Here is a 24,796-nt window from a genome sequence, read left to right as displayed (position 1 = left end):
GTTTCAGCGTTTTGCACTGAGCCCAAAATTATAGCCCAGTCCGCGGGACCCGTTCAACCACCCGCCGGCAACTTGCCCAATTCTTCCGACACCAACCGCACGATCAGGCGGTCGAGCGTCTGGACCGAGTAGTTCGCAACATCGTGCCGCGTCTCCGAACCCGGCCCGCTCGCGGGGTTCGAGCCCTCCTTGTAAGTCAGGAAAACGAAGCGCCCGCCGGTGTACTGCGCGATCTGGCGCTGGATGTATTCGCCCTGCTTGTCGAGCCCCGAGGCGCCCACGCTGAACACCTTGATGCCCTTGCCCAGCGCCGCGACCATGCTGTCGTCGTACTGCGGGCCGCCGTAGTCCAGGTGCGGCGGCGCATCGGCCAGCAGCACGACGAGGCGGGTGGTGCCCGTGCCGCGCCAGTTCAGCTGGTGGACCGTTTCGGCCAGCGCCTCGTTCATCGCCTCGGGGTAGTCGCCGCCGCCCGCGGCCTGCAGTCCGTTGAGCACGCCCTGGAAGGCGTTGAGGTTGTCGGTGAAGTCGTGGCGGCGCACGACGAAGTCGTCGGTGACGTCGCGGTAGGCGACCAGTCCGAAACAGGTGTCGGGGCGGCTCGGCAGCCGCGCCACCTCGTCGGCGATGGTGCGCAGCGTGCTCTTGAGCTTGGCGATCTCGTCGACCATCGAGCCGGTGGCGTCGATGAGAAAGACCAGGTCGAGTTGGGCGCGCGCGGGGGCGGCGCCGGGCCTGTCGATCACCACGTCGACCGCGTTCTTCTGGCCGCGTTGCAGGAACGCCGTGCCCTGCCGGCCGTTCTTGCGGACCGTGACCTCGTACATCCGGCTGTGCGTCCTGTCGAAAGCGAGCGGATGCAGCCAGGCGCGCCCGCCCGCATCGGTGCGCGCCCACATGGCGGCGCCGCTGGGCGCCTGCACCGCCACTTCGGCATCGGGCACGACGGCGCCGCGCGCGTCGCGCACCTGGAGCAGGTAGCGCATGTTGATGTCGCGCTCGCGATGGGCCACCTGGGTGCGGCCACGGAAGTTCAGGTATTCGTTGAAGTCGGCGTTGTCGTCGACCATGCCGGCGGTGACGGGCTCGTTCGCCGGGCGTCCGGCCTGGACGGGCTGGGCGATGCTGGCGCGCGGGGCCGGCGAGGCCGGCGGTAGGGGCGCTACAGGCGCCACGGCGGCCGGTGCCGGCGCAAATTCCGCAGCAGGCGGCACGGCCGCGCTCAGCTCGCGAGCGCTCGAGCCGTAGGCTTTCGTCTCCGCTGCGGCGGCCGGTGTTGCCTTGCGCAATGCCTCGGGCGGCGCAGCGTCGAGGTGCCCCATCGTTGGCGCCGGGGTCGGCCTGGGTCTTTGGAGCTGCGCATTCCGTACGCCCGGCGTCTCATGGGTCTGTACCGGCCGCGCGCAATGGGTGGCCGAGGGCGCCTGAAAGTTCGGCTCGGTCTGCGAGACCTGCAAGGCAGGTTGGGGCCACCGAGCGTTGGCGCCGACGGCCGGAATCTCGGTGGCGCCGCTTGCGCTCAAGAGGAACTGGGCGCACAGCAGCACGACCAGTGGGCGGCGAAAACGGGGAGCGAAAGGCTGGGCCATGAAAGGACTCCGGGTTGTGGGATGCAGGCTGATACGGCCGGCGCGCGGCCACGGGGTTAGGCCGTGCGACTTTTTTTCTGGAGGCGAACCCCGATGCCGGCCGCCGCCCGTACAAGCTCAGGTGAAAATCCGCCGATGTCTGCGCTCCCACGCGCCCCTTCCGCCAAAGCCGCCACCGAGCGCGACGCCATGCCCGACGATCAGTTGATGCTGGCCTACGCCCACGGTGACGCCGCCGCGTTCGACGTGCTCTATGCGCGCCACGAGGGCGGGCTGTTCCGCTTCGTCAAACGCCTGCTGGGCGCGCGGCTCACGGCGCAGGCCGACGAGGTGTTCCAGGACACCTGGGTGCGGATCATCTCGGCGCGCGAGAGCTTCTCGCCGCAGGGCGCCGCCTGGCGCACCTGGGCTTTCACGATCGCGCACAACCTTGCGATGGACCGCCTGCGGGTGAGCGGGCGCGAAGTGACGCTCGATGCGCATCCGGACGACGACGGTGATGGCATACCCACGCTCGACCGAGGCGTGCGCGGCGCGGTCGATGCCGCGGCGCACCCGTCCGCCGAAGAACTGGCCTTCTGGCGCGCGGCCGGTCGGCGCCTGCTGGCCTGCCTCGACGAACTGCCGGCCGACCAGCGCGCCGCATTCCTGCTGCACCACGAAGACGGCCTGACCGTCGAGGCGCTGGCTGCGAGCCTGGAGATCGGTTTCGAGACGGTGCGCAGCCGCCTGCGCTATGGCTTGCAGAAGCTGCGCGGCTGCATGGAACGCTACCTGTCGGTGCTGGAGCAACGCGCATGAGCGCCGCGCCGGGCCGCCCCAAGCAAGCTCGCTCCCGCTTGGCGGGAAGGCGCGCAGCGCCAAGGGTGCACCAATGAGCAACGACGTCGATCTCTCCGACAACGGCGATCTGCGCGACCCGGCGCTGCGCCGCGCGCTCGACCATGCGCCCGATCGCGATGCGACGCCCGATCCGCGCACGCGCGATGCGATCCTGAAGATGGCGCACAACCTGGCGGCCGCGCCTGCAGCGGCGCCGGCCTCCGCCGCCAACAACGCGAGCGCCGCACCTTGGTGGCGCCGGCTGTTCGGCAACGGCGACACGCGCGCACGCATGCCCTGGAACGCGGCCTTCGCCACCGTGCTCGTGGCCGGCTTCGTGACCGTGCTGTGGCACCGCGAGCCGATTCCCGATGCGAGGCTCGATGGCGAGGCGAAGGTGGCGAGTGCGCCAGCACCTGCTGCCGCGCCGACGCCGCCCGCGGCGGAGTCGGCACCGCAGGCGCCCAGCCCCGCCATCGCAGCGCAGCAGGCGCCCGCCGCAGAGGCACCCGCGGCATCACCGCGCGATGCGTCGAAGGAAGCGCCGGACCGCGCGACGGTCGATGCCGCTCGCAAGCCGGCACCAACGCCTGCCCGCAAGCAGGCCGCCCCCGCGCCGGAGACGAAAGAAGTGCCGCCCGAGCAACTGCCGGCCGCACCAGCCGCACCGGCTGTGGCACAAGCTCCCGCGGCGCCCGCCATCATCGCGGCGGCACCGCCTCCACCCGCGCCTGCGGCACCCGCTGCGGAAGCGGCGGGCATTGCCGAATCGGCCGCGCGCGTGCGTCAAAAGAGCGAAAGCGTGCTGGATGGACGAGAGCAGGAGAGACGCAGTGCATACGCAGCTGCGCCTGCGCCGTCGGTGGCGCCTCCTGCGCCCATCGCCGTGCCCGAGAGAAGTCCGCCCGCGATCGCGGCCGCGCCGCCTGCGCCTGGCGCGGCTCCGCCGTGGCACGGCGAGCCGGCGGGCAGTGCACTCGGAGCCGTTGCGCGGGGAGGCAGTCCGAATGCCGACGTCTCGGGCGCCCTGCGCGATACGGCGCCGCCGCGTGCTGCCGCCACCAAGGCCACAAGGTCGCCGACGGGCGCTTCAACGTTCTCCGCGCTCGACCGCTGGACTTCCTTCGACTTCATGCGTGCAGGCCTGGGCGTGCAGCACGCACGCGGCGACATCGAAGGCTTGGCGGCGCTGGTGAACACGGTGGCCCGCTCGGCCACGGCGGCCGATATGCAACTGGCCGCGCCGGTCGAGGCGCGCCTGTCGCTCCATCAAGGCGGAACAGTGATCGCCGTGCTCGAGATCGCGGGCGACCAGGTGCGCTGGACGCCGCAGCCCGGCGGCACTGCAACGGTCGGCACCCCGCCGGCGCAGGCGCTCGCTGCGCTGCGGGCGCTGCTGACGCGCTAATTAATAGAGCCGCGCGCCGCAGCGCCTTCAGGCGTTCTTGAAATCGGGCGCGCGCTTGTTCAGGAAGGCGTCCATGCCTTCCTTCTGGTCGACCGTGGCGAACAGCGCGTGGAACAGCCGGCGCTCGAACATCACGCCGTCGCTCAGGCCGCTCTCGAAGGCACGGTTGACCGATTCCTTGGCCGCCATCACCGAGATCTGCGAGAAGCCGCAGATGACCAGCGCCGCGCCCAGTGCCTCGTCGGCCAGCTTCTCGTAAGGCACCACGCGGCTCACGAGGCCCGCACGCTCGGCTTCGGCGGCGTCCATCATGCGGGCCGTGAGCACCATGTCCATCGCCTTGCTCTTGCCCACCGCGCGCGGCAGGCGCTGCGTGCCGCCGGCGCCGGGGATCACGCCGATCTTGATTTCGGGCTGGCCGAACTTGGCGGTGTCGGCCGCGATGATGAAGTCGCACATCATCGCGAGTTCGCAACCGCCGCCCAGCGCGAAGCCGGCGACCGCGCCGATCACGGGCTTGCGGATCGTGCGGATGGTTTCCCAGTTGCGGGTGATGTAGTCGCCCTTGTAGGTGTCGATGAAGCTGTACTTGGCCATCGCGGCGATGTCGGCGCCCGCGGCGAAAGCGCGTTCGCTGCCGGTGAGGATGATGCAGCCGATGACCTCGTCCGCATCGAAGGCCTTGAGCGCCTGGCCCAGCTCGGTCATCAGCGCGTCGTTGAGCGCATTCAGGGCCTTGGGGCGGTTGAGGGTGATGATGCCGACCTTGCCTGCTTCGGTCCGCACTTCGATGTTTTCGTAGCTCATGGTGTCTCCGGGAGAGGTGGGGAAAATTCGTCCGGGCCACTATACCGAGCAAGGCTTCTGGCCTGCTGACACCCAATATCCTTCCAGTTGAGAATTGCTCTCATCTAGAATGGCCGCATGGAGTTCCCGATGCAAGAACATGCCGTGTTGCTGCGGGCGTATGCCCGGGTGCAGGAGCGCTGCTCGCGCCTGCTGGCCGAACAGGCCGCGCTGGTCGAGCGGCTCGAGGCGCAGATCGTGCGCCTGCGCGGCGCGCTGGTGGCGCGCGATTCGGCCATTGCGATGGTCCGCGAAGAGCTCGCGGCGCGCGCGGCCGTCGGCGGCGCGCTGCCCAAGCGCCTGAACGCCCTGCTGTCGCCGGGCAGCCGGCGCCACGAAATGCCGCCCACGCCCGAAGCGCCTGCCGATCTGCGCGAAAAGGCCGTGCTGTGCGTCGGCCGCGAGGAAGAAGCCCCGTCGCTCGCACGTCAGCTGGTCGAAATCGCCGGGGGCCGCTACCTGCACCACGACGGCGGCGACGATGCCGACGATCCGGCACTCGAAGCGGGCCTGCGCGCCGCCGATCTCGTGATCTGCCAGACGGGTTGCATGAGCCACGGCGCCTATTGGCGCGTGCAGGACCACTGCCGCCGCACCGGCAAGCCCTGCGTGCTGGTGGGCGAGCCGCAGCCGATGCTGTTCGTTCGGCAGCAGCCCGCGGTGACCGAAAACGCCAGTTAGCCGGCCAGCCAGCCGGTCACTTTCGCGGCGTCGTGCGTGAACAGGCGCCATGTGGTCACGCCTGTCGGCAGCGTGAGCGGCAGTCGGAGCAGCTTGCGATCGCGCGCGACGATGGCAGTGAACTTCGTCGCGTCGCCCAGATACAGCGCGAGGTCGTCGAGCTTGGCGATGCGCCAGGCCTGCGCAGACTTCTTCTTGCCGACGGCGGGCAGTTCGATGCCGATCCATTCGTCGTTGGCCGAGAAGCCGGCCTTTTCAGCCGCACCGCCGCGCAGCACCACCTTCACCTGCACACTGCCGCCGGTTTCGGCCACGCGCACGCCGAGCACCTGCGCCTGTTGCGACGGATCTTCGAGCGTCGCCACGCCATGCGCGCGCAGCAGCTGCGCGAGCGGCAGTTCCTCGGTCGAATGCACCCAGCGTGCGAGCTCCAGCGCATACGAGCGGCCGCTGACAGCCTCGAGCGCGGCCGCGATGTCCGCCTCGCTGATCGGCCCGCCGCTGCTGTGCGTCCACAGGTGGCGCATCACGTCGTCCAGCGAACCCTTGCCTTCGTGGCGCAGCGTGAGGTCGAAGCACAGTGCCACCAGCGCGCCCTTGGTGTAGTAGCTCACCGTGCTGTTGGGCGTCTGCTCATCCTGGCGGTAGTACTTGACCCAGGCGTCGAAGCTCGCGTCGGCGACCGGCTGCACGAGCCGGCCCGGCGTCTGCTGCACCTGGTTGATGGTCTTGTTGAGGAGGCGCAGGTACGCCGCATCGTCGATGCGCCCTGCGCGTCGCAGCAGCAGGTCGTCGTAGTAGCTAGTGAAGCCTTCGAAGAACCACAGCAACTGCGTGTAGTTCTCGCGGCTGTAGTCGTAGCGGGCGAACTCCGCCGGCCGCATGCGCTTGACGTTCCAGGTGTGGAAATACTCGTGGCTGATGAGGCCCATCAGCGTGGTGTAGCCCTCTGGCTGTTTTTTCTTCTCGCCGCGCTGCGGCAGGTCGCGGCGGTTGCAGATGAGCGCCGTCGAATGCCGGTGCTCGAGTCCGCCGTAGCCGTCGTCGACCGCGTTCAGCATGAAGACGTAGCGGTCGATCGGCAGCTTCGTTCCACCGCGCTTGCCGGCCTTGTCGCCGTGCCAGAAGCGCATCTCGGCTTCGCAGATGGCTTTGGTGTCGGCGATCAGCCGGTCGCCGTCGAACGAGGCCGCGGCGCCCGCGATCACGAAGCGGTGCGGCACGCCGCAGGCGTCGAATTCGGCGCTCCAGAAGGCGCCCATTTCGACCGGACTGTCGGCCAGTTCGTCGTAGCCGCTCGCCTGGTAGCTCCCGAAGCCCTGCTTGTCGACCTTCGTGGGCATGAGCGCGGTGGCGCACGACCAGGCAGCGCCGTCGGCCGTTGATGACGGCGCGACGATGTCGAGCGCGTGCGGCGCATCGGTCTGACCCTCAACGCGCAGGCACAGGCTCGTGCCGTTGAAGAAGCCGCGCTCGGCGTCGAGCCAGGCGGTGCGCACCGAGTTGTCGTACGCGCAGACCTGGTAGTGCAGCACCAGCGGCTGGCCCGGCGCGCAGTCGACCAGCCAGCTGCACTTGTCGACCTGCGTCAGCGCGGGCTTGCGGCGCCCCTGCACAGCGCGCAGGCCCTGCAGGTTCTTGGCGAATTCGCGCACGAGGTAACTGCCCGGAATCCACACCGGCAGCGTCACCCGCTGCAGCGCGGCGGGTGCGTCGATGGTCAGCGTGACGGCGAAGAGATGCGCATGCAGGTCCGCGCACTCGATGCGGTAGCGCACGCCTGCAGCGGGCGCGCCGGCTGCGCGCCGGGACACGGCTTTCGTCGCCATCAGCTGGCGGAAGCGGCGAGTTGCTTCTCGACCTGCTCTGCAGGAATGGCGCCCGGCGTGCGCGTGCCGTTGCTGAAGATCAGCGTGGGCGTGCCGGTGATGTTGTACTTGCGGCCGAACTCGACGTTGCGCTGCAGCGGGGTCACGTCGCAGCCGGTCGCCGCGGTGGCGGGCTTGGTGCCGGCTTCCATCCAGTCGCCCCAGGCCTTGCCCTTGTCCTTGCTGCACCAGATGTCGCGCGACTTGATGGTCGAATCGGCGCCGAGCACCGGGTAGAGGAACAGGTAGACGGTGACGTTGTCGATCGTCTTCATGTCCTTCTCGAAGCGCTTGCAGTAGCCGCAGTTCGGGTCTTCGAACACCGCCAGCTTGCGCTTGCCGTTGCCGCGCACGATCTTGATCGAGTCCTTCAGCGGCAGCTTGTCGAAGGCGACTTCGCTGAGCTTCTCGACGCGCTCCTCGGTGAGATTGCGGCGCGTCTTTGCATCGATCAGGTTGCCCTGGATCAGGTAGCTGCCCTGCTCGTCGGTGTAGAAGATCTGCGAGCCGTTCACCCGCACTTCGTAGAGGCCGTTGATCGGCGACTTCGTCACTTCGTCGATCGACGGGAACTGCGGAATGTGCGTGGGGAGGTTCTTGCGAATCTCGGCTTCGCCGGCGGTGGCGGTCATGACCGCGCCCAGCGTGCAGGCGGCGAGAAGAAGGGTGCGAGCGAGGGTCATCGAGAAGTCCGTTCGATTCATTCGGGTAGGTGGGGTGTCATGCCTTCAAGCCCATGGCTTGCGCAGTGATCCAGTGCTTGACGAGGCGCGTGCGGTCGAAGCCGCGCATGCCCCAGTTGCGCAACGCAGGCAGTGGACCCAGGTTGTGCGAGAAAAGTTGCTGCAGTCCGTCGGTGGCCAGGCTCATCTGCAGCACGTCGGCACGGCGGGCGCGTTCGTAGCGGCGGAGGAGCCGCGCATCGCCCACGTTGCGCCAGTAGTCGCGTGTCTTGATCACCTCGGCCAGCGCGGCCGCGTCGGCCAGGCCGAGGTTCAGGCCCTGGCCCGCGAGCGGGTGCACCGTGTGGGCCGCATCGCCCGCGAGTGCCCACGACCGGTTCGGCTGCCCGGGCATCGCGCCGGTCCAGCGGTCGGCGATGGCGCGCGCGAGCGGCCAGGCCGCGCGCTCGCTCGTGAGCTTGAGCGCACCGAGCGCGCCATGGCTGGCCTCGGTCACCGCGGCGTTGAATTCTTCGTCGCCTTGCGCGAGCAGGGCGGGGGCTCGAAGCTGGTCGACCGACCACACCAGCGCGACCGTCTTGCCGTGCGTGCCGCCCAGCGGCAGCAGCGCGAGCACCTCGCCCTTGTCGTTGAACCACTGGCGCGCGATGCCGTCGTGCGATTGTTCGGCTTCGAGGCGCGCGGCCACCGCGTGCTGCGGATAGCGCGTGACTTCGTAGCTCACGCCGAGCGCTTCACGCGTGGCGCTGGCCTTGCCTTCGCACACCACCGTGAGCGGTGCGGGCACGGGCTCGGCCACGACCTCGATCTGGGGCTGGAAGCGGACCGCGTCGGTCAGTTGTTGCTCGAGCGCCGGCACATCGACGATCCACGCCAGCGCATCGACCTTCTGCCGCGCCGCGCTGAACTGCACGCGGCCGCCTTCGTCGCCATGCACCAGCATCTCGCGCACCGGCGTGGCATGGGCCGCATCGGGCCAGGCGCGCAGCGATTCGAGGAGGGTGCGGGAGGCCGTGTTGAGCGCGTAGGCGCGGATGTCCTGCTTGCCCTGTGCGGCCGGCGGCACCACCAGCGCCACGCGCACGCGCTCGCGTGCGAGCAGCAGGGCCAGCGTACGGCCAACGATGCCGGCGCCGCGAATGCAAACTTCTGGGGGGAGGGCCATCAAAGGATTGTAGGAGTTGCCCGTTCGCCGGCGCGCTGCGCCAGCCCCCCGGTGGGCGAGGGGTTTCCCGGCGGCGCCGATGCGGGACAATCGCGGTCGCTTTCCAAGGATTCAAGGAACCCCCACCGTGTCGCAGCCCGTTTTCGACCTCGAAGCCACCATCGCGCGCCTGTTCGTCTACCCCGTCAAGTCGTGTGCCGGTGTCGAACTCAATGAAATGCTGCTGACCGAAACCGGCCTCGAGTTCGACCGGGCCTGGATGGTGGTCGATGCCAACGGCGAGTTCGTCACCCAGCGCCAGATCCCGCGCATGGCGCTCATCAAGCCGCAGATGAAGCACATGGAGGTGGTGCTGCGCGCCCCCGGCATGCTGGCGCTGCACCTGGCCTTCGACCGGGTCGAGAAGCCGGTGCGCGTGCGGGTGTGGAAAGACGAAGTCGCCGCCTACGACATGGGCGACATCGCCGCCCAGTGGTTCAGCGATTTCCTCTCCGAGCCTGGCAAGCCGCAGACCCTGCGGCTGGTGCGCTTCGACCCCGAGCAGAAACGCCTGTCGAGCCTGAAGTGGACCGATGGTGTCGAGGCGCTGAACCAGTTTGCCGACGGCTATCCGCTGCTGGTGGCGAGCGAGGGCTCGCTGGCCGAACTCAACGAGCGGCTCGCGGCGGTGGGGCACGAAGCGGTCGGCATCGAACGCTTCCGGCCGAACATCGTGCTGGCCGGCATCGAGTCGCACGACGAGGATCGCGTCGATGCGCTGCACGTCACCACCGGCGAAGGCGAAGCCGAACTCAGGCCGGTCAAGCCCTGCACGCGCTGCCCGATCCCGGACATCGACCCGGCCACCGGCACCAGCAGCCCAGAGGTCGGCAATGTGCTGCGCACCTACCGCGCGGATGCGCGCGTCGATGGCGGCATCACCTTCGGCATGAACTGCATCGTGGTGCAGGGCGTGGAACACATGCTCAAGGTCGGGCAGACCGTGGGCGCGAACTACCGGTTCGAGTGATTTAGAACGTCACGCCCGCGCACAACACGATGTTGGCGTAGGGCGTGCATTCGCCGGTGCGGATCACGGCCTTGGCGCGAGCGCTCAGGCGCTTGAGTTCCTCGTGCGAGATCGTCTCCGGCACCACGGCCAACTGGCCTTCGCACCATGCGGGCAGCGTGCCGGCGGGCAGTTGCTCCACCGCCTCGCGCGCCAGCAGCGCGCGCTCCACCTGCATCTCCGACAGCACGGCCTTGAGCACGTCCGCGACGCGCGGAATGCCGGGCGTGAGCGCGAGGTCGATGCGCTTCGGACCGTCCGGAATCGGCAGCCCGGCATCGCCGATGACGACCATGTCGCCATGCCCCAGCGCGGCAATCACTTGCGAGAGTTCGGCATGCAGCAGGGGAGAGCGTTTCACAGCGTGATCCAGTCGGGAGGCAGGGGGCTTTGCAGCACGGCGTCGCGCTGCGGAATTGAGGGTTGGGCGCCGGGCTGCTGGATGCAGAGCGCCGCGGCGCGGATGCCCAGGCGCACGGCTTCGTCGAACGATTGGCCTTCGCCCAGCGCCACGGCCAGCGCACCGAGAAAGGTGTCACCGGCGGCGGTGGTGTCGACGGCCTGCACCTTCGGCGCGGGATGATGGCGCGCACCGTCGGCATCGACGGCCACCGCGCCGCGCGAGCCGAGCGTGACGACCACGCGCGCGATGCCCTTGGCGCGCAGCGCCCGGCCCGCGAGCGCGGCGTCCTGCGGGCTGTCGGCCGATTGGCCGCACAGCGTCTCGGCCTCGATCTCGTTGACGACCAGCGTGTCGATGCGCGGCCAGAGCGGCTCGGCGATCGCCTGCACCGGCGACGGGTTCAGCAGCACCTTGCAGCCCGCTTCGTGTGCCACCGAGATGGCGCGCGCAATCTGGTTCATCGGCGTCTCGAACTGCATCACCAGGAAGGCCGCGCCCTCCAGTTGCTGCCGCAACGCGGCCTCGTCGATCTCGACCTTCGCGTTGGCGCCGGGAATCATCACGATGCGGTTTTGGCCGCTGTCTTCCACCAGGATCAGCGCCGTGCCCGTGGGCTCGGCGTCGACCGTGCGCAGCGCGGCGGTGTCGATGCCGTCGCGCTCCAGCGATTCACGCAGCGCGCGGCCGTGGGCGTCGTTGCCCACGCAGCCGATCATGCGCACCTGCCCGCCTTCGCGCGCGCAACTCACGGCCTGATTGGCGCCCTTGCCGCCGGGAATGTTGGCGATCGAATGGCCGAGCAGGGTTTCGCCCGCGGCCGGTGCATGGGGGACGCGCAGCACCAGGTCCATGTTGAGGCTGCCGAGCACCACGATGCGCGGTGGCGGCAGCGATGGTTCGGGACTGCGGGAAGAAGGCTTCGAACTCACGGCGTGCGGGACTTTCGGTTTTCCGTTGAAGGCGCCGCGCCAGAGGCGGACGCCGAAGAAGAAGGTGCGGGCGCGCTGGGCTCGCGGAAGCTCGCATGGCGCGCGGTCGAGGCGCGCACGCGCAGCTCGGGCTGCAGCACCACCTTGCGCGCATCGCGCCGCTTGCCGCCGACGCGCTCCAGCAGCATGTCGACCGCCAGTGCGCCGATGCGCTCCTTGGGCTGCGCCACGGTGGTGAGCGGCGGGCTGGTGTAGGCCGAGAGTTCGATGTCGTCGAAGCCGACGATCGAGAGCTCGTCGGGCACGTGCACGCCGCTTTCATGCGCGGCGCGCAGTGCGCCGATGGCCATCAGGTCGTTGCAGACGAACACGGCCGAAGGCGGATGCTCGGTGCGCAGGATGGCGTGCATCGCCTCGTAGCCGCTCTGGCTGGTGAACGCGCCGCGCCACAGCAGCGCATCGGCGTTCGGCGTGGCTCCGGCCTCGGCCAGCGCCATGCGCCAGCCCTCGATGCGCTGCTCACTGGGCGTGAGGCCCACCGGGCCGCCGATGCAGGCGATGCGCTTGTGGCCGAGCGACAGCAGGTGCCGTACCGCGAGCAGGCCGCCCTGCATGTGTGCGGTTTCCACCAGGTCGCAGCTCGGGTCGGCGATCTCGCGGTCGACCAGCACCGTGGGAATGCGCAGGCCCTGCAGTTGCGTGACCAGCGAATCGTCGTCGCCCGTCGACACCACGATCAGCCCGTCGATGCGGCGTTCGGCCAGCACCTGCAGGTACACGCTCTGGCGGCGGGGCTCGTCGTCGGTGTTGCACAGCACCAGCGTGTAGCCGGCGCCGAAGCAGCGGTCTTCCACGATGCGCACGATCTCGGCGAAGTAGGGGTTGGAGCTGTTCGGGATCAGCATGCCCAGCGTCGAGGTGGTGTTGCTCTTCAGGCTGCGCGCCATCGCGTTGGGCACGTAACCCAGTTCGCGAATCGCCAGTTCGACCCGCTCACGGCCCTTGGCGCTCACATGGCGCGTGTCGTTGACCACGTGCGAGACGGTGGTGACGGAGACTCCCGCGCGCAGCGCGACGTCCTTGATGGTGGCCATGGCTTGTTGTTCCTCGTTCCTTACTTGTCAGGCCAGGCGGCGGTCCGCACGGCGCTGGCGCAAGGTGTCGATGATCACCGCAACCACGATCACCGCCCCGGTGATGATCCGTTTGCTCGGCTCGCTCGCGCCGACCTGCGCCAGACCTGCTTCGAGCACCGCGATGATCAGCACGCCGAAGAAGGTGTTGACCACCGAGCCGCGTCCGCCCATGAGGCTGGTGCCGCCGATGACCACGGCCGCGATCACCTGCAGCTCGATGCCGACGCCCGCATTCGGATCGGCCGCTTCGAGCCGCGCCGACTGCATCAGACCCGCAAGCCCCGCGAGAAGACCGGTGACGGCGAACACGATGACGCGGATCGGCCGCGGGTCGACACCCGCCAGGCGCATCGCCTCTTCGTTCGTGCCGATGCCCACCACATGCCGGCCGAAGACCGTGCGCGTGAGCACCATCTGCCCGACGACGACGAGAACCACCGCGAGCACGAAGGCGGCGGAGATGCCGCCGATCCACGGCGCGGCGAGGCCCGAGATGGCATCGCCCACGTACTGCGTGCGCGAATCGGTGACGAGGTAAGCACCGCCGCGCACCGCTTCGAGCATGCCCAGCGAAACGATGAAGCTCGGCAGCCGCCAGGCGACCGACACCGCGCCCGTCACCGTGCCGCAGATCAGGCCGGTGGCCAGGCCGAGCACGGCTGCGAGAGGAACGGAGAGCTTCCATTCGAGGATGGCGGCGGCCGTCACGGCCGCGCTGAGCGCAAGCACCGAGCCGACCGACAGGTCGATGCCCGCGATGATCAGCACGAAGGTCATGCCCACGGCCATCACGGCGAGCGCGGGGATTTCGTTGGCGATCGAGATGAAGGTGTCGCGCGTGAGGAAGTATTCGCTCATCGAGCCGAAGAGCGCGACCATGCCCACCAGCACGACCGTGAGGCCGAGGTAGGTGCCCAGCTGGCCCTTCAGTGCGGAGGTGCGCGGGTTGGAAGTCGGGGCGGCTGCGTTCATGGTGTCTCGGCAGTGGCCGGTTGGGCCGGGTTCGAATCGGGGAGGGCGGAAGGAGTTGCCGGCGTGGCGTGGCGTCCGGTGGCGTCGCTGAAGGCGGCGGCGAGCAGCGATTGTTCGCTCCACTCGCCGCGCTCGAACACCGCGACCAATTTGCCCGCGCTCATCACGCCGATGCGGTCGCACATGGCCATCAGTTCGCGCAGGTCGCTCGACACCATCAGCAATGCCTTGCCGGCGTCGGTCATGCGGTCGAGTTCGGCGTACAGGTCGGCGCGTGCACCGACGTCCACGCCGCGCGTGGGTTCGTCCAGCAGCAGCACCTTGCATTCGCGATGCAGCCAGCGCGCGAACACCACCTTCTGCTGATTGCCGCCGCTGAGCGTGGCCACCGGTTGTTCGATGCTGCGCGAGCGGATGCGCAACAGCTCCACCAGTTGCCGCGCGATGCTGCGTTCCTTGGCGCGCTGCAGCCAGCCGGCGTGCGAGATCGCGCCCAGGTCGCTCAGCGTCGCGTTGACGCGGATCGATTGCGTGAGCAGCAAGCCCTGCGACTTGCGGTCTTCGGTGACCAGCCCGATGCCGGCGCGAATCGCCTGCATCGGCGAGCGCCAGCCCTTGCGCACGCGCTGCACCGGCTGCGCGCCCGTCTTGGCGTCGTAGAGCGAAATTTCGCCGCGGTCCGCGCGGTCGGCGCCGAACAGCAGGCGCACCAGCTCGGTCCGGCCCGAGCCGACCAGGCCGGCGAGGCCCATGATTTCGCCGGCGTGCAGATCGAGATCGACATCGCGCACCATCTGCGCCCGGCCAAGGCCGCGCGCACTCAACAGCACCGGCCCGGCGACGCGGCGCGCGCGGCCTTCGTGCTCATGTACCGCGTGGCCGACCATGCGCTGCACCAGTTCGGATTCGCGCACGCCGGCCATGGCGCGCACGTCCACCAGCTTGCCGTCGCGCAGCACCGCCACGCGGTCGGCGATGCGCTGCAGCTCCTCGAGGCGGTGCGATACGTAGACGATCGCCACGCCGCGCGCCTTCAGCAGTTCGATCTGCTCGAAGAGGTGCGAGGTCTCGCGTGGCGTGAGCATCGCGGTGGGCTCGTCGAGCACCAGCACGCGCGTGTCGTCCAGCAGGTTGCGCGCGATCTCCACCATCTGCTGCTGGCCGATGCCAAGCCGCGCGACGGGCGTGGCCGGGTCGATGTTCTCCATGCCGATCTTGGCGAGCTGGCGCGAGGCCAGCTCGTGGAGCTTCGCCTTGCGGATCCAGCCGGTCTTGTTCGGCAGGCGGTCGAGCAGCAGGTTCTCGGCCACCGACAGCGTGGTGACCAGTCCCAGCTCCTGCATCACCATGCGCACGCCCATGCGCTCGGCATCGCGGCGCGAGCCGGGCTGGAAGGGCTTGCCGTCCAGCAGCATCTGGCCGCGCGTGGGCTGCACCAGGCCGCAGACGATCTTGGAAAGCGTGCTCTTTCCGGCGCCGTTCTCCCCCGTGAGGGCGAGCACTTCGCCGGCGTTCAGGACGATCGAGACGTCGTCCAGCACCGGCGCCGCGTAGTCCTTGCCGAGCGCACTCAGCGAGAGCACGGGAACGGGCGGACCGGAGTTCAGGGCGGCGGGTGCTGCGTTCAACGTTCTTCTCTCGGGTTACTTACTTTGAGGCCTTGGTGACGAGCACCACGTCGGTCTTCACCTCGGCGGGCATCTCCGACTGCTTTTTCTTGTCGGCGATGGCCTTCAGCGCGGTCTCGATGCCGAACACGGCCTGCTTGGCGGCGAACTGGTCGGCCGTGGCGAGCACGCGGCCATCGGCCAGCATCGGCTTGATGGCGCCGATGTTGTCGTAGCCCACCACCAGCACCTTGCCGGTCTTGCCCGCGGCCTTGACGGCAGCCACCGCGCCGAGCGCCATGCTGTCGTTGCCGGCGAGCAGGGCCTTCAGGTCGGGGTGCTCGCGCAGCATGCCGGCGGCCACCGTGTTGCCCTTGTCGATTTCCCACTGGCCCGACTGCACGCCCACCACCGTCACGTTGGCGGCCTTCATGGCGTCCTGGTAGCCGAGGGTGCGCTGCTGCGCATTGAAGGTGGTCGAGACGCCTTCGATGATGCCGACCTTGTCGCCCGCCTTCAGCTCCTTGGCGAGCGCGTCGCCGACGAGCTTGGCGCCGGCGCGGTTGTCGGGGCCGACGAAGGGCACCTGGATGCCCTTTTCCTTCAGCGCGGCGGCGTCGAGTTGGTTGTCGATGTTGACCACCAGGATGCCCTTGTCGATCGCGGCCTTGATCACCGGCACGAGGGCCTTCGAATCGGCCGGCGCGATGACCAGCGCATTGATCTTCTGGGCCACCATCTGCTCGACCATCTTGATCTGGGCGGAGGTGTCGGTCTCGTCCTTGATGCCGTTGGCCACCAGCGTGTACTTCGCGGCGTTGGCCTTGTTGTGCGCCTTGGCGCCGTCTTCCATGGTGCGGAAGAACTCATTGGCCAGCGACTTCATGACCAGCGCGACCTTGGGCTTGTCCTGGGCGAAGGCGGGCGTGGCGGCGATGGCGCCCAGCAGCGTGAGCGCGGCGGCGCTTTGCAGGGTGCGGCGGGTGAACTTCATGGTGTGTCTCCTGAGGTGGTTGAGCGGTACGCCGGTCTCTGCCGGGGCTCCGATATTACCCAACGAAAACGTTTGCGCAAACGTTTGCTAATCGGGTTTAACCCTGACTTCGCTTGCCTTTTCGGGAGGGGCGCCGCGCACGGCCGCCCGAAGCGGCCGCCCCGCCCCCGGAAGGGGGTAGGAGAAGCGACACGAAGTGCGCGAAGCCTGGGGGAGAACCTGGACAGCCTAAAATCGCGGGTTACCCAAGAGGACCTCCCATGAGTTTGCAATGCGGCATCGTCGGCCTGCCCAACGTCGGTAAATCCACCCTTTTCAATGCGTTGACCAAGGCCGGCATCGCAGCGGAAAACTATCCGTTCTGCACCATCGAGCCCAACGTGGGCGTGGTGGAAGTGCCCGATCCGCGGCTCGCCCAGCTGAGCGCGATCGTGAATCCCGAGCGCGTGGTGCCCGCCATCGTCGAGTTCGTCGACATCGCCGGCCTCGTGGCCGGCGCCAGCACCGGCGAAGGCCTGGGCAACAAGTTCCTCGCGCACATCCGCGAAACCGACGCCACCGTGAACGTGGTGCGCTGCTTCGACGACGAAAACGTGATCCACGTGGCCGGCAAGGTCGACCCGATCTCCGACATCGAAGTGATCCAGACCGAACTCTGCCTGGCCGACCTCGCCACGGTCGAGAAGGCGCTGCACCGCCATACCAAGGTGGCGCGCTCGGGCGACAAGGAAGCACAAAAGCTTGTCGGCCTGCTCGAACGCTGCCAGGCCGCGCTGAACGAGAACACGCCGGTGCGCGCGCTCGAGTTCACCAAGGAAGAGCAGCCGCTGGTCAAGAGCTTCACGCTGATCACCGCCAAGCCCGCGATGTTCGTGGGCAACGTGGCCGAAGACGGCTTCGAGAACAACCCCTACCTCGACCGCCTGCGCGAGTACGCAGCGAAGCAGGGCGCGCCCGTGGTCGCCATCTGCGCCAAGATCGAAGCCGACCTGGCCGAGATGGACGATGAGGACAAGAAGATGTTCCTCGCCGAAATCGGCCAGGACGAGCCCGGCCTGAACCGCCTGATTCGCGCGGCCTTCAAGCTGCTCGGCCTGCAGACCTACTTCACCGCCGGCGTGAAGGAAGTGCGCGCCTGGACCATCCACATCGGCGACACCGGCCCGCAGGCGGCCGGCGTGATCCACGGTGATTTCGAGAAGGGCTACATCCGCGCCCAGACCATCGCGTTCGACGACTACATCGCCTTCAAGGGTGAGCAGGGCGCGAAGGACGCGGGAAAGATGCGGTCGGAAGGCAAGGAATACGTCGTGAAGGATGGCGACGTGATGAACTTCCTGTTCAGCTCGTAAACGGCTCGCCCCCAGGCTGCGCGCACTTCGTGTCGCTTCTCCAACCCCCTACCGGGGGCGACACCAGCGGCCCGGCGAAGCCGGTTCCGCGGTGTCTCGCGAAGATGCCCCTGAGCCTCGGCTACTTCGCGGGCTGCTGCTTGCCCCATACCACCGTGTTGTCCACCGCATAGGCAGCACACACCACCTTGCGCTCCGCGCAGCCCCTGAGATGCTCGGTCAGCGCAGCCGAGTTGGTGGCCGTGCCGAATTTGTTGTCGCTCGTGATCAGGAACGCTCGCGGTCGCGCCTGCAGCAGGAACTGACGGTACCCGGCGCGGATCTGCGCGGGGTCGGTGCCGACGACCGGCAGGCCGGCTTCGTCGGCAAGGTCGGCATGGCCTGAAGGCGCGGGTTCGCCGTTGGCGTCGAGCGCCACGCCGACGTTCTTCAGCAACTCGCGCCACTTCGTCATCTCCGCGACCACGCGCTGCGGCAGTTCCATCACCCATTGCGCCGGATAGGCAAAGCCGAGGTTCGCGCCGCCGGGCGCCACGCTGTCGGTGACGCCGACGAGCCGGCCTTCTTCATCGAACAGCCCGCCGCCGCTCGAACCCGAGGACACCGGCGCGGAGGTCTGGATGATCGGCAACTGGCCTTGCGAGCGGGGCCGCAATGCGGAGATCAGCCCTTCGCTCAACGTGAGCTCGAGTCCGTGCGGGCTGCCGATGGCGAACACGCGCTGGCCGACGCGCAAGCCTTCGACCGGTGCGATCTGCACGGCGGGCAACTGCAGCGGCGTTTCCGTCATCAGCACGCACAGGTCGCGCGACGGGTCGGGGTCGCGCAGGATGCTCTTGATCTTGATGGTGGTCTGGCCTTGGGTCACGGTGGCCGACATGGCGCCGTTCACCACATGGCAGGCTGTGGCCAGCGCGGCGGGCGTGACCGCCACCGCGCTGCCGACGCTGGTCTTGTTGTTGCCTTGGTCGCCCTTCACGGTCCAGACCGCGGGTGAGGCCTTGCGAAAGACTTCCTCGGGCTGCAGCGCCCACGCGTGGGAGGCCAGGGCGCCGAGCCAGAGGCCGGCTGCAAGAGGCTTCCAGAGCCGGACAGGGTTTTTCATCTGAGTGAGTGTAGGAAGCCGCCCTCCGGTTCCCCGTAGGCGGGGGCGCTGTGTCGGCGGGTGTCAAAGCCCCGTAGTCCCTGTTGTTCGTTAGACTGCGCGCGCCCCGATTTCTCCACAAGGTCCGCTGCCATGCTCACCGTTCACCATCTCAACAATTCGCGCTCGCAGCGCGTGCTCTGGCTGCTTGAGGAGCTCGAACTGCCGTACGAGATCGTTCACTACCAGCGCGATGCGCAAACCATGTTGGCGCCCGCTTCGCTCAAAGCCATTCACCCGCTTGGCAAGTCGCCGGTGGTGACGACGGACGACGGCCTCACGCTCGCGGAGTCGGGCGCGATCATCGAGACGGTGATCGAGCGCTACGGCCACGGCCGCCTCGCGCCCGCAGCCGGCACGCCGGAAGCGTTGCGCTATCGCTACTGGATGCATTTCGCCGAGGGCACGGCGATGTCGCCGCTCTTGCTCAAGCTGATCTTCGACCGCATCGAAACGACGAAGATGCCCTTCTTCGCGAAGCCCATCGCCAAGGCCATCGCGGCCAAGACCAAGGGCGCTTTCATCAACCCGAACATCGCCAGTCATCTGAACTACATGGAGGCCGAACTCGGCAAGAGCGAGTGGTTCGCGGGCGATGAATTCAGCGGCGCCGACATCCAGATGAGTTTCGTGATCGAAGCTGCGCAGGCGCGCGGCGGGCTCGATGCGAAGCGGCCGAAGCTGATGGCGTACCTGGAGCGCATCCATGCGCGCCCCGCCTATAAGCGCGCGCTGGAACGCGGCGGTCCTTACGGCCTGTTGAGCTGAGGTTCCGTCAGGACGGGAAGACGTAGAGGAGCGCGACCGTCATCGTGACGTAGCGCAGAAATTTCCCGATGGCCATGTAGCCAAGACATGGCCAGAACGGCAGCTTGAGCCAGCCCGCGACCGCGCACAGCGGATCGCCCACCAGCGGCAGCCAACTCAGCAGGCACGCCTTCGGCCCCAGTCGTTCGAGCCATCCGAGCACGCGCACGTGGTGTTTGGAGTGCGAGTATTTGTCGGCGACCTTGTGCGCGCCGTAGCCCATCCACCAGTCGACCGCGCCGCCCAGCGTATTACCGACCGTTGCCACCGCGATGGCCGGCCAGAACATGTCGGGGTTGAGTTTCAGCAGTCCGAACAGAAAAGGTTCGGAGCCCACGGGCAGCAGCGTGGCGGAAACGAAGGCGGCAACGAAGAGGGTCGAGAGACCGTACTGCGGCAGCGCCAGCAGCGCCATGAGGGAGTCGAGCCAGGCTTGCATAAGGTCGGCGCAGTATAGGCAGCGTCCCCATCGCAACCACGTCGGAGAAAGCCCCGCGAAACATTGGTGTTTACGCCTGTCCCGCAGGCGCAAATCGTTTCAGTCGCTGAAATCGCAGGTGGCTACAATCGTGCCTCATTTTTCAGCAGCCGAACGCGCACCGCCTCCTTTCCCATGACCTTGCAGATCGGCACCCACACGCTGGAAAACCGCCTGTTCGTCGCGCCCATGGCCGGCGTGACGGACCGGCCCTTCCGCATGCTGTGCCGCGAACTCGGCGCGGGCTACGCGGTCAGCGAGATGGTCACCTCGCGCAAGGAACTCTGGGGCACGCTCAAGACATCGCGCCGCGCGAACCACGACGGCGAGCTGGGCCCCATTGCGGTGCAGATCGCCGGCACCGATGCGGCCATGATGGCCGAGGCCACGGTCTACAACATCGAGCGCGGCGCGCAGATCATCGACATCAACATGGGCTGCCCGGCCAAGAAGGTCTGCAACAAGTGGGCAGGTTCGGCGCTGATGCGCGACGAGCCGCTGGCGCTTGAAATCGTGCAGGCCGTGGTCGATGCGGCGCAGCCGTACAACGTGCCGGTCACGCTCAAGATGCGCACCGGCTGGAGCGAAGACAACCGCAATGCGGTGAAGCTCGCGCGCGATTTCGAATCCGCCGGCGTGCAGATGCTCACCGTGCACGGCCGCACGCGCGAGCAGGGCTACAAGGGTCACGCCGAGTACGACACCATCGCGGCAGTGAAGGCCGCGGTGCGCGTGCCGGTGGTGGCCAACGGCGACATCACCTCGCCCGAGAAGGCGCGCGACGTGCTCGCGGCCACCGGCGCCGACGCGGTGATGATCGGCCGCGCGGCGCAGGGCCGGCCTTGGATCTTTCGCGAGATCTCGCATTTCCTGGATACCGGCACTTACCTTGCCCCGCCGCTGGTGGTTGAAGTCCGCCGCCTGCTGCTCGATCATCTGGTGGAGCACTACGCGCTCTACGGCGAATTCAGCGGCGTGCGCACCGCGCGCAAGCACATCGGCTGGTACGTGCGCACGTTGCCCGACGGCGAAGCGTTCCGCGGCCGGATGAACACCATCGAGGACTGCGCGGAGCAGCTGCGCGCGGTCGGCGACTATTTCGACGGGCTTGCGGACCGCATGGACCGCATGCCCGCTCACCAGGCGGCCGAAGAACTGTCCGGTGAAGAGGAGGCGGCCTGCGCCGTCGATTGAGAGAAGAAGAGAAGAAGCAATGAGCAAGAAACACATCGAAGACTGCGTGCGCACCAGTCTGGACAGCTACTTTCGCGATCTGCGCGGCACCGAACCCGACGGCATGTACGAGATGCTCGTGCGCGTGGTCGAGAAGCCCTTGCTCGATGTCGTGATGACGCGCGCCGAGGGCAATCAATCCAAAGCCGCGCAATGGTTGGGCCTGAATCGCAACACCCTTCGCAAGAAGCTGGTCGAGCACAAACTTTTGAAATAACCACCGGCATATCCCATGGCTCAGACCGCACTCATCTCCGTTTCCGACAAGACCGGTATCCTCGAATTCGCCCAGGCGCTGCATGCGCTGGGCATCAAGCTGCTGTCCACCGGCGGCACCGCCAAGTTGCTGGCCGATGCGGGCCTGCCGGTGACCGAGGTCGCCGACCACACCGGCTTTCCCGAAATGCTCGACGGCCGCGTGAAGACGCTGCATCCCAAGATCCACGGCGGCCTGCTCGCGCGGCGCGACCTGCCCGCGCACGTCGCGGCGATCAAGGAGCACGGCATCGACACCATCGACCTCCTGATCGTCAACCTCTACCCGTTCGAGTCGACCGTGGCCAAGCCCGGCTGCACGCTCGAGGACGCGATCGAGAACATCGACATCGGCGGCCCGGCCATGGTTCGCAGCGCGGCCAAGAACTGGAAGGACGTGGGCGTGCTCACCGATGCGGCGCAGTACCCCGTGGCGCTCGCCGAGATCAAGGCCGGCGGCAAGCTCAGCGACAAGACCAAGTTCGCGTTCTCGGTGGCCGCGTTCAACCGCATCGCCGACTACGACGGCGCGATCAGCGACTACCTCTCGGCCATCGACTTCGACGCCAGCATCGGCCAGCCCGCACCGACGCGCTCGCTGTTCCCCGCGCAAAGCAACGGCCGCTTCGTGAAGGTGCAGGACCTGCGCTATGGTGAGAACCCGCATCAGCAGGCCGCGTTCTACCGCGACCTCTATCCCGCGCCCGGTTCGCTCGTCTCGGCCAAGCAATTGCAAGGCAAGGAGCTGAGCTACAACAACATCGCCGACGCCGATGCGGCCTGGGAATGCGTCAAGAGCTTCGACGTGCCGGCCTGCGTGATCGTCAAGCACGCCAACCCCTGCGGCGTGGCCGTGGGCAAGGATGCGAACGAGGCCTACGCCAAGGCCTTCAAGACCGACCCGACCTCGGCCTTCGGCGGCATCATCGCCTTCAACCGGCCGGTCGACCTTGCCACCGCGCAGGCCGTCAACAAGCAGTTCGTCGAAGTGCTGATGGCGCCGGGCTACACGCCCGAGGCGCTCGAGGTGTTCCAGGCCACCAAGGCCAAGCTCAACGTGCGCGTGCTCGAGATCGCGCTGCCGCCGGGCGGCGCCACCGATTGGGACAACGGCCGCAACCTGATGGACGTGAAGCGCGTCGGCTCGGGCCTGCTCATGCAGACCGCCGACAACCACGAGCTCGCCGCGAGCGACCTCAAGGTGGTCAGCAAGAAGCAGCCCACGCCGCAGCAACTGCAGGACCTGCTGTTCGCCTGGAAGGTCGCGAAGTACGTGAAGAGCAACGCGATCGTGTTCTGTGCCGACGGCATGACGATGGGCGTCGGCGCGGGGCAGATGAGCCGCCTCGATTCCGCGCGCATCGCGAGCATCAAGGCCGAGCACGCGGGCCTGTCGCTGAAAGACACGGCCGTGGCGAGCGATGCTTTCTTCCCGTTCCGCGACGGCTTGGACGTGGTGGTGGATGCGGGCGCGAGCTGCGTGATCCAGCCGGGCGGCTCGATGCGCGACCAGGAAGTGATCGATGCCGCTGATGAGCGCGGCGTCGTGATGGTGCTCTCGGGCGTGCGTCACTTCCGTCATTGAACGGAAGCGCGGTTCGGTGCCCGCTTATTCGTGGGTACCGAACCGGTATTTGAGCTGGAAGGTGATTGCGCCGTAGAGGCGGTTCTTGATCGTCGGCACGTAGGCGATGTTCAGGCCCCAGTTCTTGCCTTCGATGGCGGCCGTCGGAAGGATCGCCGGGAACCAGTTGCCGTTGCGGTAGTTGGGGTAGCCGTCGAAGCCGCCCACCACCGCGCCGAACTTCACGCCGTAGAACTCGAAGGGCAGCACGTACAGCCCGATGTAGTGCGACTGCCTGCGGTCGCTGTTGTGGAACGCACCCGCCGTGATGCGGTAGGTGTCGTTCAGCGGGTACTCGAAGCCCAGGCCGAAGTTGGAATTTTCCAGACCCTTGCCGCTGTCGAAGTGCGCCGAATAGAAACCCGGGTTGACCCAGATGTTCTTCGGCTCGAAGGAGGACTGCGCAAGCGCCAGGCCGGGTAGAAGAAGAGCACTCAATACCGGCAGCAGGCGCATGGCGTTCATGGTCTATGGCGTTCTGAAAATCTCACGGGCGGCTTCGATGGTGGCCGCGATGTCTTCCTCCCCGTGCGCTGCGCTCACGAAGCCTGCTTCGTAGAGCGCCGGGGCAATATACACGCCGCGATCGAGCAAACCGTGAAACAGCGCATTGAATTTCGCGTTGTCGGTTGTCATCACGGTGGCATAGTTTTGCGGCAGGTCCTTCATGAGGAAGAAGCCGAACATGCCGCCTTCGCTGTCGGCGTTGAAGGGCTGGCCTTCGGCGGCTGCCGCGGCCTTCAGGCCGTCGACCAGCGAGCGCGTCTTCTTGCCGAGCGCTTCGTAGAAGCCGGGCTTGGCGATCTCCTTGAGCGTGGCAAGACCGCAGGCCGTGGCCACCGGGTTGCCCGAGAGCGTGCCCGCCTGGTAGACCGGGCCCTGCGGCGCAAGCTGCTCCATGATGGCGCGCGGACCGCCGAAGGCCGCGAGCGGCATGCCGCCGCCGATGACCTTGCCGAGCACGGTGAGGTCGGGCTTGATGCCCAGCACGCCCTGTGCGCCGTGCAGGCCGACGCGAAAGCCGGTCATCACCTCGTCGAAGATCAGCAACGCGCCGTGCTGCGTGCAGAGCTCGCGACAGCGCCGGGCAAATTCGGGCGTGGCGCGCACGAAGTTCATGTTGCCGGCGATGGCCTCGATCATCAGGCAGGCGATGTCGTTGCCGTGCAGCGAGAAGGCCTCTTCGAGCTGCTGCAGGTTGTTGTACTCGAGCACGATGGTGTGCTGCACCACCTCGGGCGGTACGCCGGCCGAAGTCGGGTTGCCGAAGGTGGCAAGGCCGGAGCCGGCCTTCACGAGCAGCGCGTCGGCATGGCCGTGGTAGCAGCCCTCGAACTTGATGATGCTCTTGCGGCCGGTGGCACCGCGCGCCAGGCGCAGGGCGCTCATCGCGGCTTCGGTGCCAGAGCTCACGAGCCGCACCATTTCCATGGAAGGCACGAGTGCGAGGATGGCCTCGGCCAGCTCGATCTCGCGTTCGGTGGGTGCGCCGTAGGAAAAACCTTCGAGCACGGCCTTCTGTACCGCCTCGACCACCGCGGGATGGCCGTGGCCCAGGATCATCGGACCCCAGGAGCCGATGTAGTCGATGTAGCGCTTGCCGTTGGCGTCCCAGAAATAGGCGCCTTGGGCGCGCTGGATGAAGCGCGGCGTGCCGCCGACGGCCTTGAAGGCGCGCACGGGCGAGTTCACGCCGCCGGGGATCACGGCGCGGGCGCGCTCGAAGAGGGTGTCGTTCTTGTCGGTCATCGA

24 protein-coding genes are annotated in these 24,796 nt (G+C 67.8%); 9 read left to right on the top strand and 15 right to left on the bottom strand.

All coding sequences use genetic code 11. The features are described 5' to 3' along the window. Nucleotides 1-53: 53 nt before the first annotated feature. Complete coding sequence (locus NU688_RS26880; protein WP_257863919.1) at nucleotides 54-1,589, bottom strand: VWA domain-containing protein; 1,536 nt, start codon at nucleotides 1,587-1,589, stop codon at nucleotides 54-56. A 135-nt stretch (nucleotides 1,590-1,724) separates the two neighbouring features. Here NU688_RS26880 and NU688_RS26875 point away from each other — a divergent pair, with 135 nt between their 5' ends. After that, entirely contained in the window at nucleotides 1,725-2,390 is a 666-nt protein-coding gene (locus tag NU688_RS26875; RefSeq protein WP_257863918.1) for a sigma-70 family RNA polymerase sigma factor, read from the top strand. Between the two features lie 73 nt (nucleotides 2,391-2,463). After that, nucleotides 2,464-3,819, top strand: coding sequence for a hypothetical protein (locus NU688_RS26870; protein WP_257863917.1), 1,356 nt, complete (start codon nucleotides 2,464-2,466; stop codon nucleotides 3,817-3,819). 27 nt (nucleotides 3,820-3,846) lie between these two features. Here NU688_RS26870 and NU688_RS26865 read toward each other — a convergent pair whose 3' ends face one another. Continuing rightward, nucleotides 3,847-4,626, bottom strand: coding sequence for an enoyl-CoA hydratase (locus tag NU688_RS26865; protein WP_257863916.1), 780 nt, complete (start codon nucleotides 4,624-4,626; stop codon nucleotides 3,847-3,849). A 129-nt stretch (nucleotides 4,627-4,755) separates the two neighbouring features. On the opposite strand from NU688_RS26865, the gene NU688_RS26860 reads away from it, so the two are divergent. After that, a complete protein-coding gene (locus tag NU688_RS26860; protein WP_257863915.1) occupies nucleotides 4,756-5,346 on the top strand; it encodes a DUF2325 domain-containing protein in 591 nt (196 codons plus the stop codon). Here the strand turns inward: NU688_RS26860 and NU688_RS26855 are convergent. The 3 genes from NU688_RS26855 to NU688_RS26845 are packed head-to-tail and all read right to left on the bottom strand — an operon-like array spanning nucleotide 5,343 to nucleotide 9,062. Next, complete coding sequence (locus NU688_RS26855; protein ID WP_257863914.1) at nucleotides 5,343-7,175, bottom strand: M61 family metallopeptidase; 1,833 nt, start codon at nucleotides 7,173-7,175, stop codon at nucleotides 5,343-5,345. The two genes, NU688_RS26860 and NU688_RS26855, sit on opposite strands and share 4 nt — an antisense overlap. Further along, complete coding sequence (locus NU688_RS26850) at nucleotides 7,175-7,897, bottom strand: DsbC family protein (RefSeq protein WP_257863913.1); 723 nt, start codon at nucleotides 7,895-7,897, stop codon at nucleotides 7,175-7,177. The genes NU688_RS26855 and NU688_RS26850 overlap by 1 nt, the downstream gene beginning before the upstream one ends. 37 nt (nucleotides 7,898-7,934) lie before the next feature. Then, on the bottom strand, nucleotides 7,935-9,062 hold the full coding sequence (locus NU688_RS26845; protein WP_257863912.1) for an FAD-dependent monooxygenase: 1,128 nt from the start codon (nucleotides 9,060-9,062) through the stop codon (nucleotides 7,935-7,937). A 127-nt stretch (nucleotides 9,063-9,189) separates the two neighbouring features. Here NU688_RS26845 and NU688_RS26840 point away from each other — a divergent pair, with 127 nt between their 5' ends. Further along, nucleotides 9,190-10,071 carry an MOSC domain-containing protein gene (locus NU688_RS26840; protein WP_257863911.1) on the top strand — a complete coding sequence of 294 codons (882 nt, stop codon included), beginning with the start codon at nucleotides 9,190-9,192 and terminating at the stop codon, nucleotides 10,069-10,071. Between the two features lies 1 nt (nucleotide 10,072). Here the strand turns inward: NU688_RS26840 and rbsD are convergent, their stop codons facing one another. From rbsD to NU688_RS26810, 6 genes are read right to left on the bottom strand one after another with little or no spacing between them, the layout of a single operon-like run. Beyond that, nucleotides 10,073-10,471, bottom strand: a complete 399-nt coding sequence (gene rbsD / locus NU688_RS26835) for a D-ribose pyranase (RefSeq protein WP_257863910.1) — start codon at nucleotides 10,469-10,471, stop codon at nucleotides 10,073-10,075. Beyond that, complete coding sequence (rbsK, locus tag NU688_RS26830) at nucleotides 10,468-11,442, bottom strand: ribokinase (protein WP_257863909.1); 975 nt, start codon at nucleotides 11,440-11,442, stop codon at nucleotides 10,468-10,470. Before rbsK ends, rbsD begins: the two co-directional genes overlap by 4 nt. After that, a complete protein-coding gene (locus tag NU688_RS26825; protein ID WP_257863908.1) occupies nucleotides 11,439-12,536 on the bottom strand; it encodes a LacI family DNA-binding transcriptional regulator in 1,098 nt (365 codons plus the stop codon). The genes rbsK and NU688_RS26825 overlap by 4 nt, the downstream gene beginning before the upstream one ends. Before the next feature lie 27 nt (nucleotides 12,537-12,563). Then, complete coding sequence (locus NU688_RS26820; RefSeq protein WP_257863907.1) at nucleotides 12,564-13,550, bottom strand: ABC transporter permease; 987 nt, start codon at nucleotides 13,548-13,550, stop codon at nucleotides 12,564-12,566. Next, nucleotides 13,547-15,178 (bottom strand): sugar ABC transporter ATP-binding protein, encoded by a 1,632-nt coding sequence (locus NU688_RS26815; RefSeq protein ID WP_257863906.1) that lies wholly within the window; start codon nucleotides 15,176-15,178, stop codon nucleotides 13,547-13,549. Before NU688_RS26815 ends, NU688_RS26820 begins: the two co-directional genes overlap by 4 nt. Nucleotides 15,179-15,197: 19 nt before the next feature. Beyond that, a complete protein-coding gene (locus tag NU688_RS26810) occupies nucleotides 15,198-16,151 on the bottom strand; it encodes a sugar ABC transporter substrate-binding protein (protein ID WP_257863905.1) in 954 nt (317 codons plus the stop codon). A gap of 260 nt (nucleotides 16,152-16,411) precedes the next feature. On the opposite strand from NU688_RS26810, the gene ychF reads away from it, so the two are divergent. Beyond that, nucleotides 16,412-17,503 carry a redox-regulated ATPase YchF gene (ychF, locus tag NU688_RS26805; protein WP_257863904.1) on the top strand — a complete coding sequence of 364 codons (1,092 nt, stop codon included), beginning with the start codon at nucleotides 16,412-16,414 and terminating at the stop codon, nucleotides 17,501-17,503. Between the two features lie 121 nt (nucleotides 17,504-17,624). On the opposite strand, the gene NU688_RS26800 is transcribed toward ychF, so the two are convergent. After that, nucleotides 17,625-18,608 (bottom strand): S1C family serine protease, encoded by a 984-nt coding sequence (locus tag NU688_RS26800; protein WP_257863903.1) that lies wholly within the window; start codon nucleotides 18,606-18,608, stop codon nucleotides 17,625-17,627. 132 nt (nucleotides 18,609-18,740) lie between these two features. On the opposite strand from NU688_RS26800, the gene NU688_RS26795 reads away from it, so the two are divergent. Then, nucleotides 18,741-19,415: a glutathione S-transferase gene (locus NU688_RS26795; RefSeq protein ID WP_257863902.1), complete on the top strand. Its 675-nt coding sequence runs from the start codon at nucleotides 18,741-18,743 to the stop codon at nucleotides 19,413-19,415. 7 nt (nucleotides 19,416-19,422) lie between these two features. Here the strand turns inward: NU688_RS26795 and NU688_RS26790 are convergent, their stop codons facing one another. Further along, nucleotides 19,423-19,893, bottom strand: a complete 471-nt coding sequence (locus NU688_RS26790; protein ID WP_257863901.1) for a YqaA family protein — start codon at nucleotides 19,891-19,893, stop codon at nucleotides 19,423-19,425. Nucleotides 19,894-20,067: 174 nt separating this feature from the next. Here NU688_RS26790 and dusB point away from each other — a divergent pair, with 174 nt between their 5' ends. From dusB to purH, 3 genes are read left to right on the top strand one after another with little or no spacing between them, the layout of a single operon-like run. Beyond that, on the top strand, nucleotides 20,068-21,126 hold the full coding sequence (dusB, locus tag NU688_RS26785; protein WP_257863900.1) for a tRNA dihydrouridine synthase DusB: 1,059 nt from the start codon (nucleotides 20,068-20,070) through the stop codon (nucleotides 21,124-21,126). A 19-nt stretch (nucleotides 21,127-21,145) separates the two neighbouring features. Next, a complete protein-coding gene (locus NU688_RS26780; protein ID WP_007838304.1) occupies nucleotides 21,146-21,382 on the top strand; it encodes a Fis family transcriptional regulator in 237 nt (78 codons plus the stop codon). Nucleotides 21,383-21,397: 15 nt separating this feature from the next. Further along, nucleotides 21,398-23,005, top strand: coding sequence for a bifunctional phosphoribosylaminoimidazolecarboxamide formyltransferase/IMP cyclohydrolase (gene purH / locus NU688_RS26775; RefSeq protein WP_257863899.1), 1,608 nt, complete (start codon nucleotides 21,398-21,400; stop codon nucleotides 23,003-23,005). Between the two features lie 24 nt (nucleotides 23,006-23,029). On the opposite strand, the gene NU688_RS26770 is transcribed toward purH, so the two are convergent. Continuing rightward, entirely contained in the window at nucleotides 23,030-23,509 is a 480-nt protein-coding gene (locus NU688_RS26770; RefSeq protein WP_257863898.1) for a hypothetical protein, read from the bottom strand. 3 nt (nucleotides 23,510-23,512) lie between these two features. After that, complete coding sequence (gene hemL / locus NU688_RS26765) at nucleotides 23,513-24,793, bottom strand: glutamate-1-semialdehyde 2,1-aminomutase (RefSeq protein WP_257863897.1); 1,281 nt, start codon at nucleotides 24,791-24,793, stop codon at nucleotides 23,513-23,515. Between the last annotated feature and the right edge of the window lie 3 nt (nucleotides 24,794-24,796).

The organism is Variovorax sp. ZS18.2.2 (genome assembly GCF_024701975.1).
Lineage (GTDB): Bacteria > Pseudomonadota > Gammaproteobacteria > Burkholderiales > Burkholderiaceae_C > Variovorax.
The sequence above is the reverse complement of the archived record's forward strand: the minus strand, read 5'-3'. Positions and strand labels throughout refer to the sequence as shown.

Coding starts and splice junctions, on each gene's coding strand:
- hemL (WP_257863897.1), bottom strand. CDS start 24,793: ATGACCGACAAGAACGACACCCTCTTCGAGCGCGCCCGCGCCGTGATC.
- ychF (WP_257863904.1), top strand. CDS start 16,412: ATGAGTTTGCAATGCGGCATCGTCGGCCTGCCCAACGTCGGTAAATCC.
- NU688_RS26820 (WP_257863907.1), bottom strand. CDS start 13,550: ATGAACGCAGCCGCCCCGACTTCCAACCCGCGCACCTCCGCACTGAAG.
- NU688_RS26800 (WP_257863903.1), bottom strand. CDS start 18,608: ATGAAAAACCCTGTCCGGCTCTGGAAGCCTCTTGCAGCCGGCCTCTGG.
- NU688_RS26880 (WP_257863919.1), bottom strand. CDS start 1,589: ATGGCCCAGCCTTTCGCTCCCCGTTTTCGCCGCCCACTGGTCGTGCTG.
- purH (WP_257863899.1), top strand. CDS start 21,398: ATGGCTCAGACCGCACTCATCTCCGTTTCCGACAAGACCGGTATCCTC.
- NU688_RS26845 (WP_257863912.1), bottom strand. CDS start 9,062: ATGGCCCTCCCCCCAGAAGTTTGCATTCGCGGCGCCGGCATCGTTGGC.
- NU688_RS26850 (WP_257863913.1), bottom strand. CDS start 7,897: ATGACCCTCGCTCGCACCCTTCTTCTCGCCGCCTGCACGCTGGGCGCG.
- NU688_RS26855 (WP_257863914.1), bottom strand. CDS start 7,175: ATGGCGACGAAAGCCGTGTCCCGGCGCGCAGCCGGCGCGCCCGCTGCA.
- NU688_RS26810 (WP_257863905.1), bottom strand. CDS start 16,151: ATGAAGTTCACCCGCCGCACCCTGCAAAGCGCCGCCGCGCTCACGCTG.
- NU688_RS26795 (WP_257863902.1), top strand. CDS start 18,741: ATGCTCACCGTTCACCATCTCAACAATTCGCGCTCGCAGCGCGTGCTC.
- NU688_RS26790 (WP_257863901.1), bottom strand. CDS start 19,893: ATGCAAGCCTGGCTCGACTCCCTCATGGCGCTGCTGGCGCTGCCGCAG.
- NU688_RS26860 (WP_257863915.1), top strand. CDS start 4,756: ATGCAAGAACATGCCGTGTTGCTGCGGGCGTATGCCCGGGTGCAGGAG.
- dusB (WP_257863900.1), top strand. CDS start 20,068: ATGACCTTGCAGATCGGCACCCACACGCTGGAAAACCGCCTGTTCGTC.
- NU688_RS26825 (WP_257863908.1), bottom strand. CDS start 12,536: ATGGCCACCATCAAGGACGTCGCGCTGCGCGCGGGAGTCTCCGTCACC.
- NU688_RS26770 (WP_257863898.1), bottom strand. CDS start 23,509: ATGAACGCCATGCGCCTGCTGCCGGTATTGAGTGCTCTTCTTCTACCC.
- NU688_RS26865 (WP_257863916.1), bottom strand. CDS start 4,626: ATGAGCTACGAAAACATCGAAGTGCGGACCGAAGCAGGCAAGGTCGGC.
- NU688_RS26870 (WP_257863917.1), top strand. CDS start 2,464: ATGAGCAACGACGTCGATCTCTCCGACAACGGCGATCTGCGCGACCCG.
- NU688_RS26780 (WP_007838304.1), top strand. CDS start 21,146: ATGAGCAAGAAACACATCGAAGACTGCGTGCGCACCAGTCTGGACAGC.
- NU688_RS26875 (WP_257863918.1), top strand. CDS start 1,725: ATGTCTGCGCTCCCACGCGCCCCTTCCGCCAAAGCCGCCACCGAGCGC.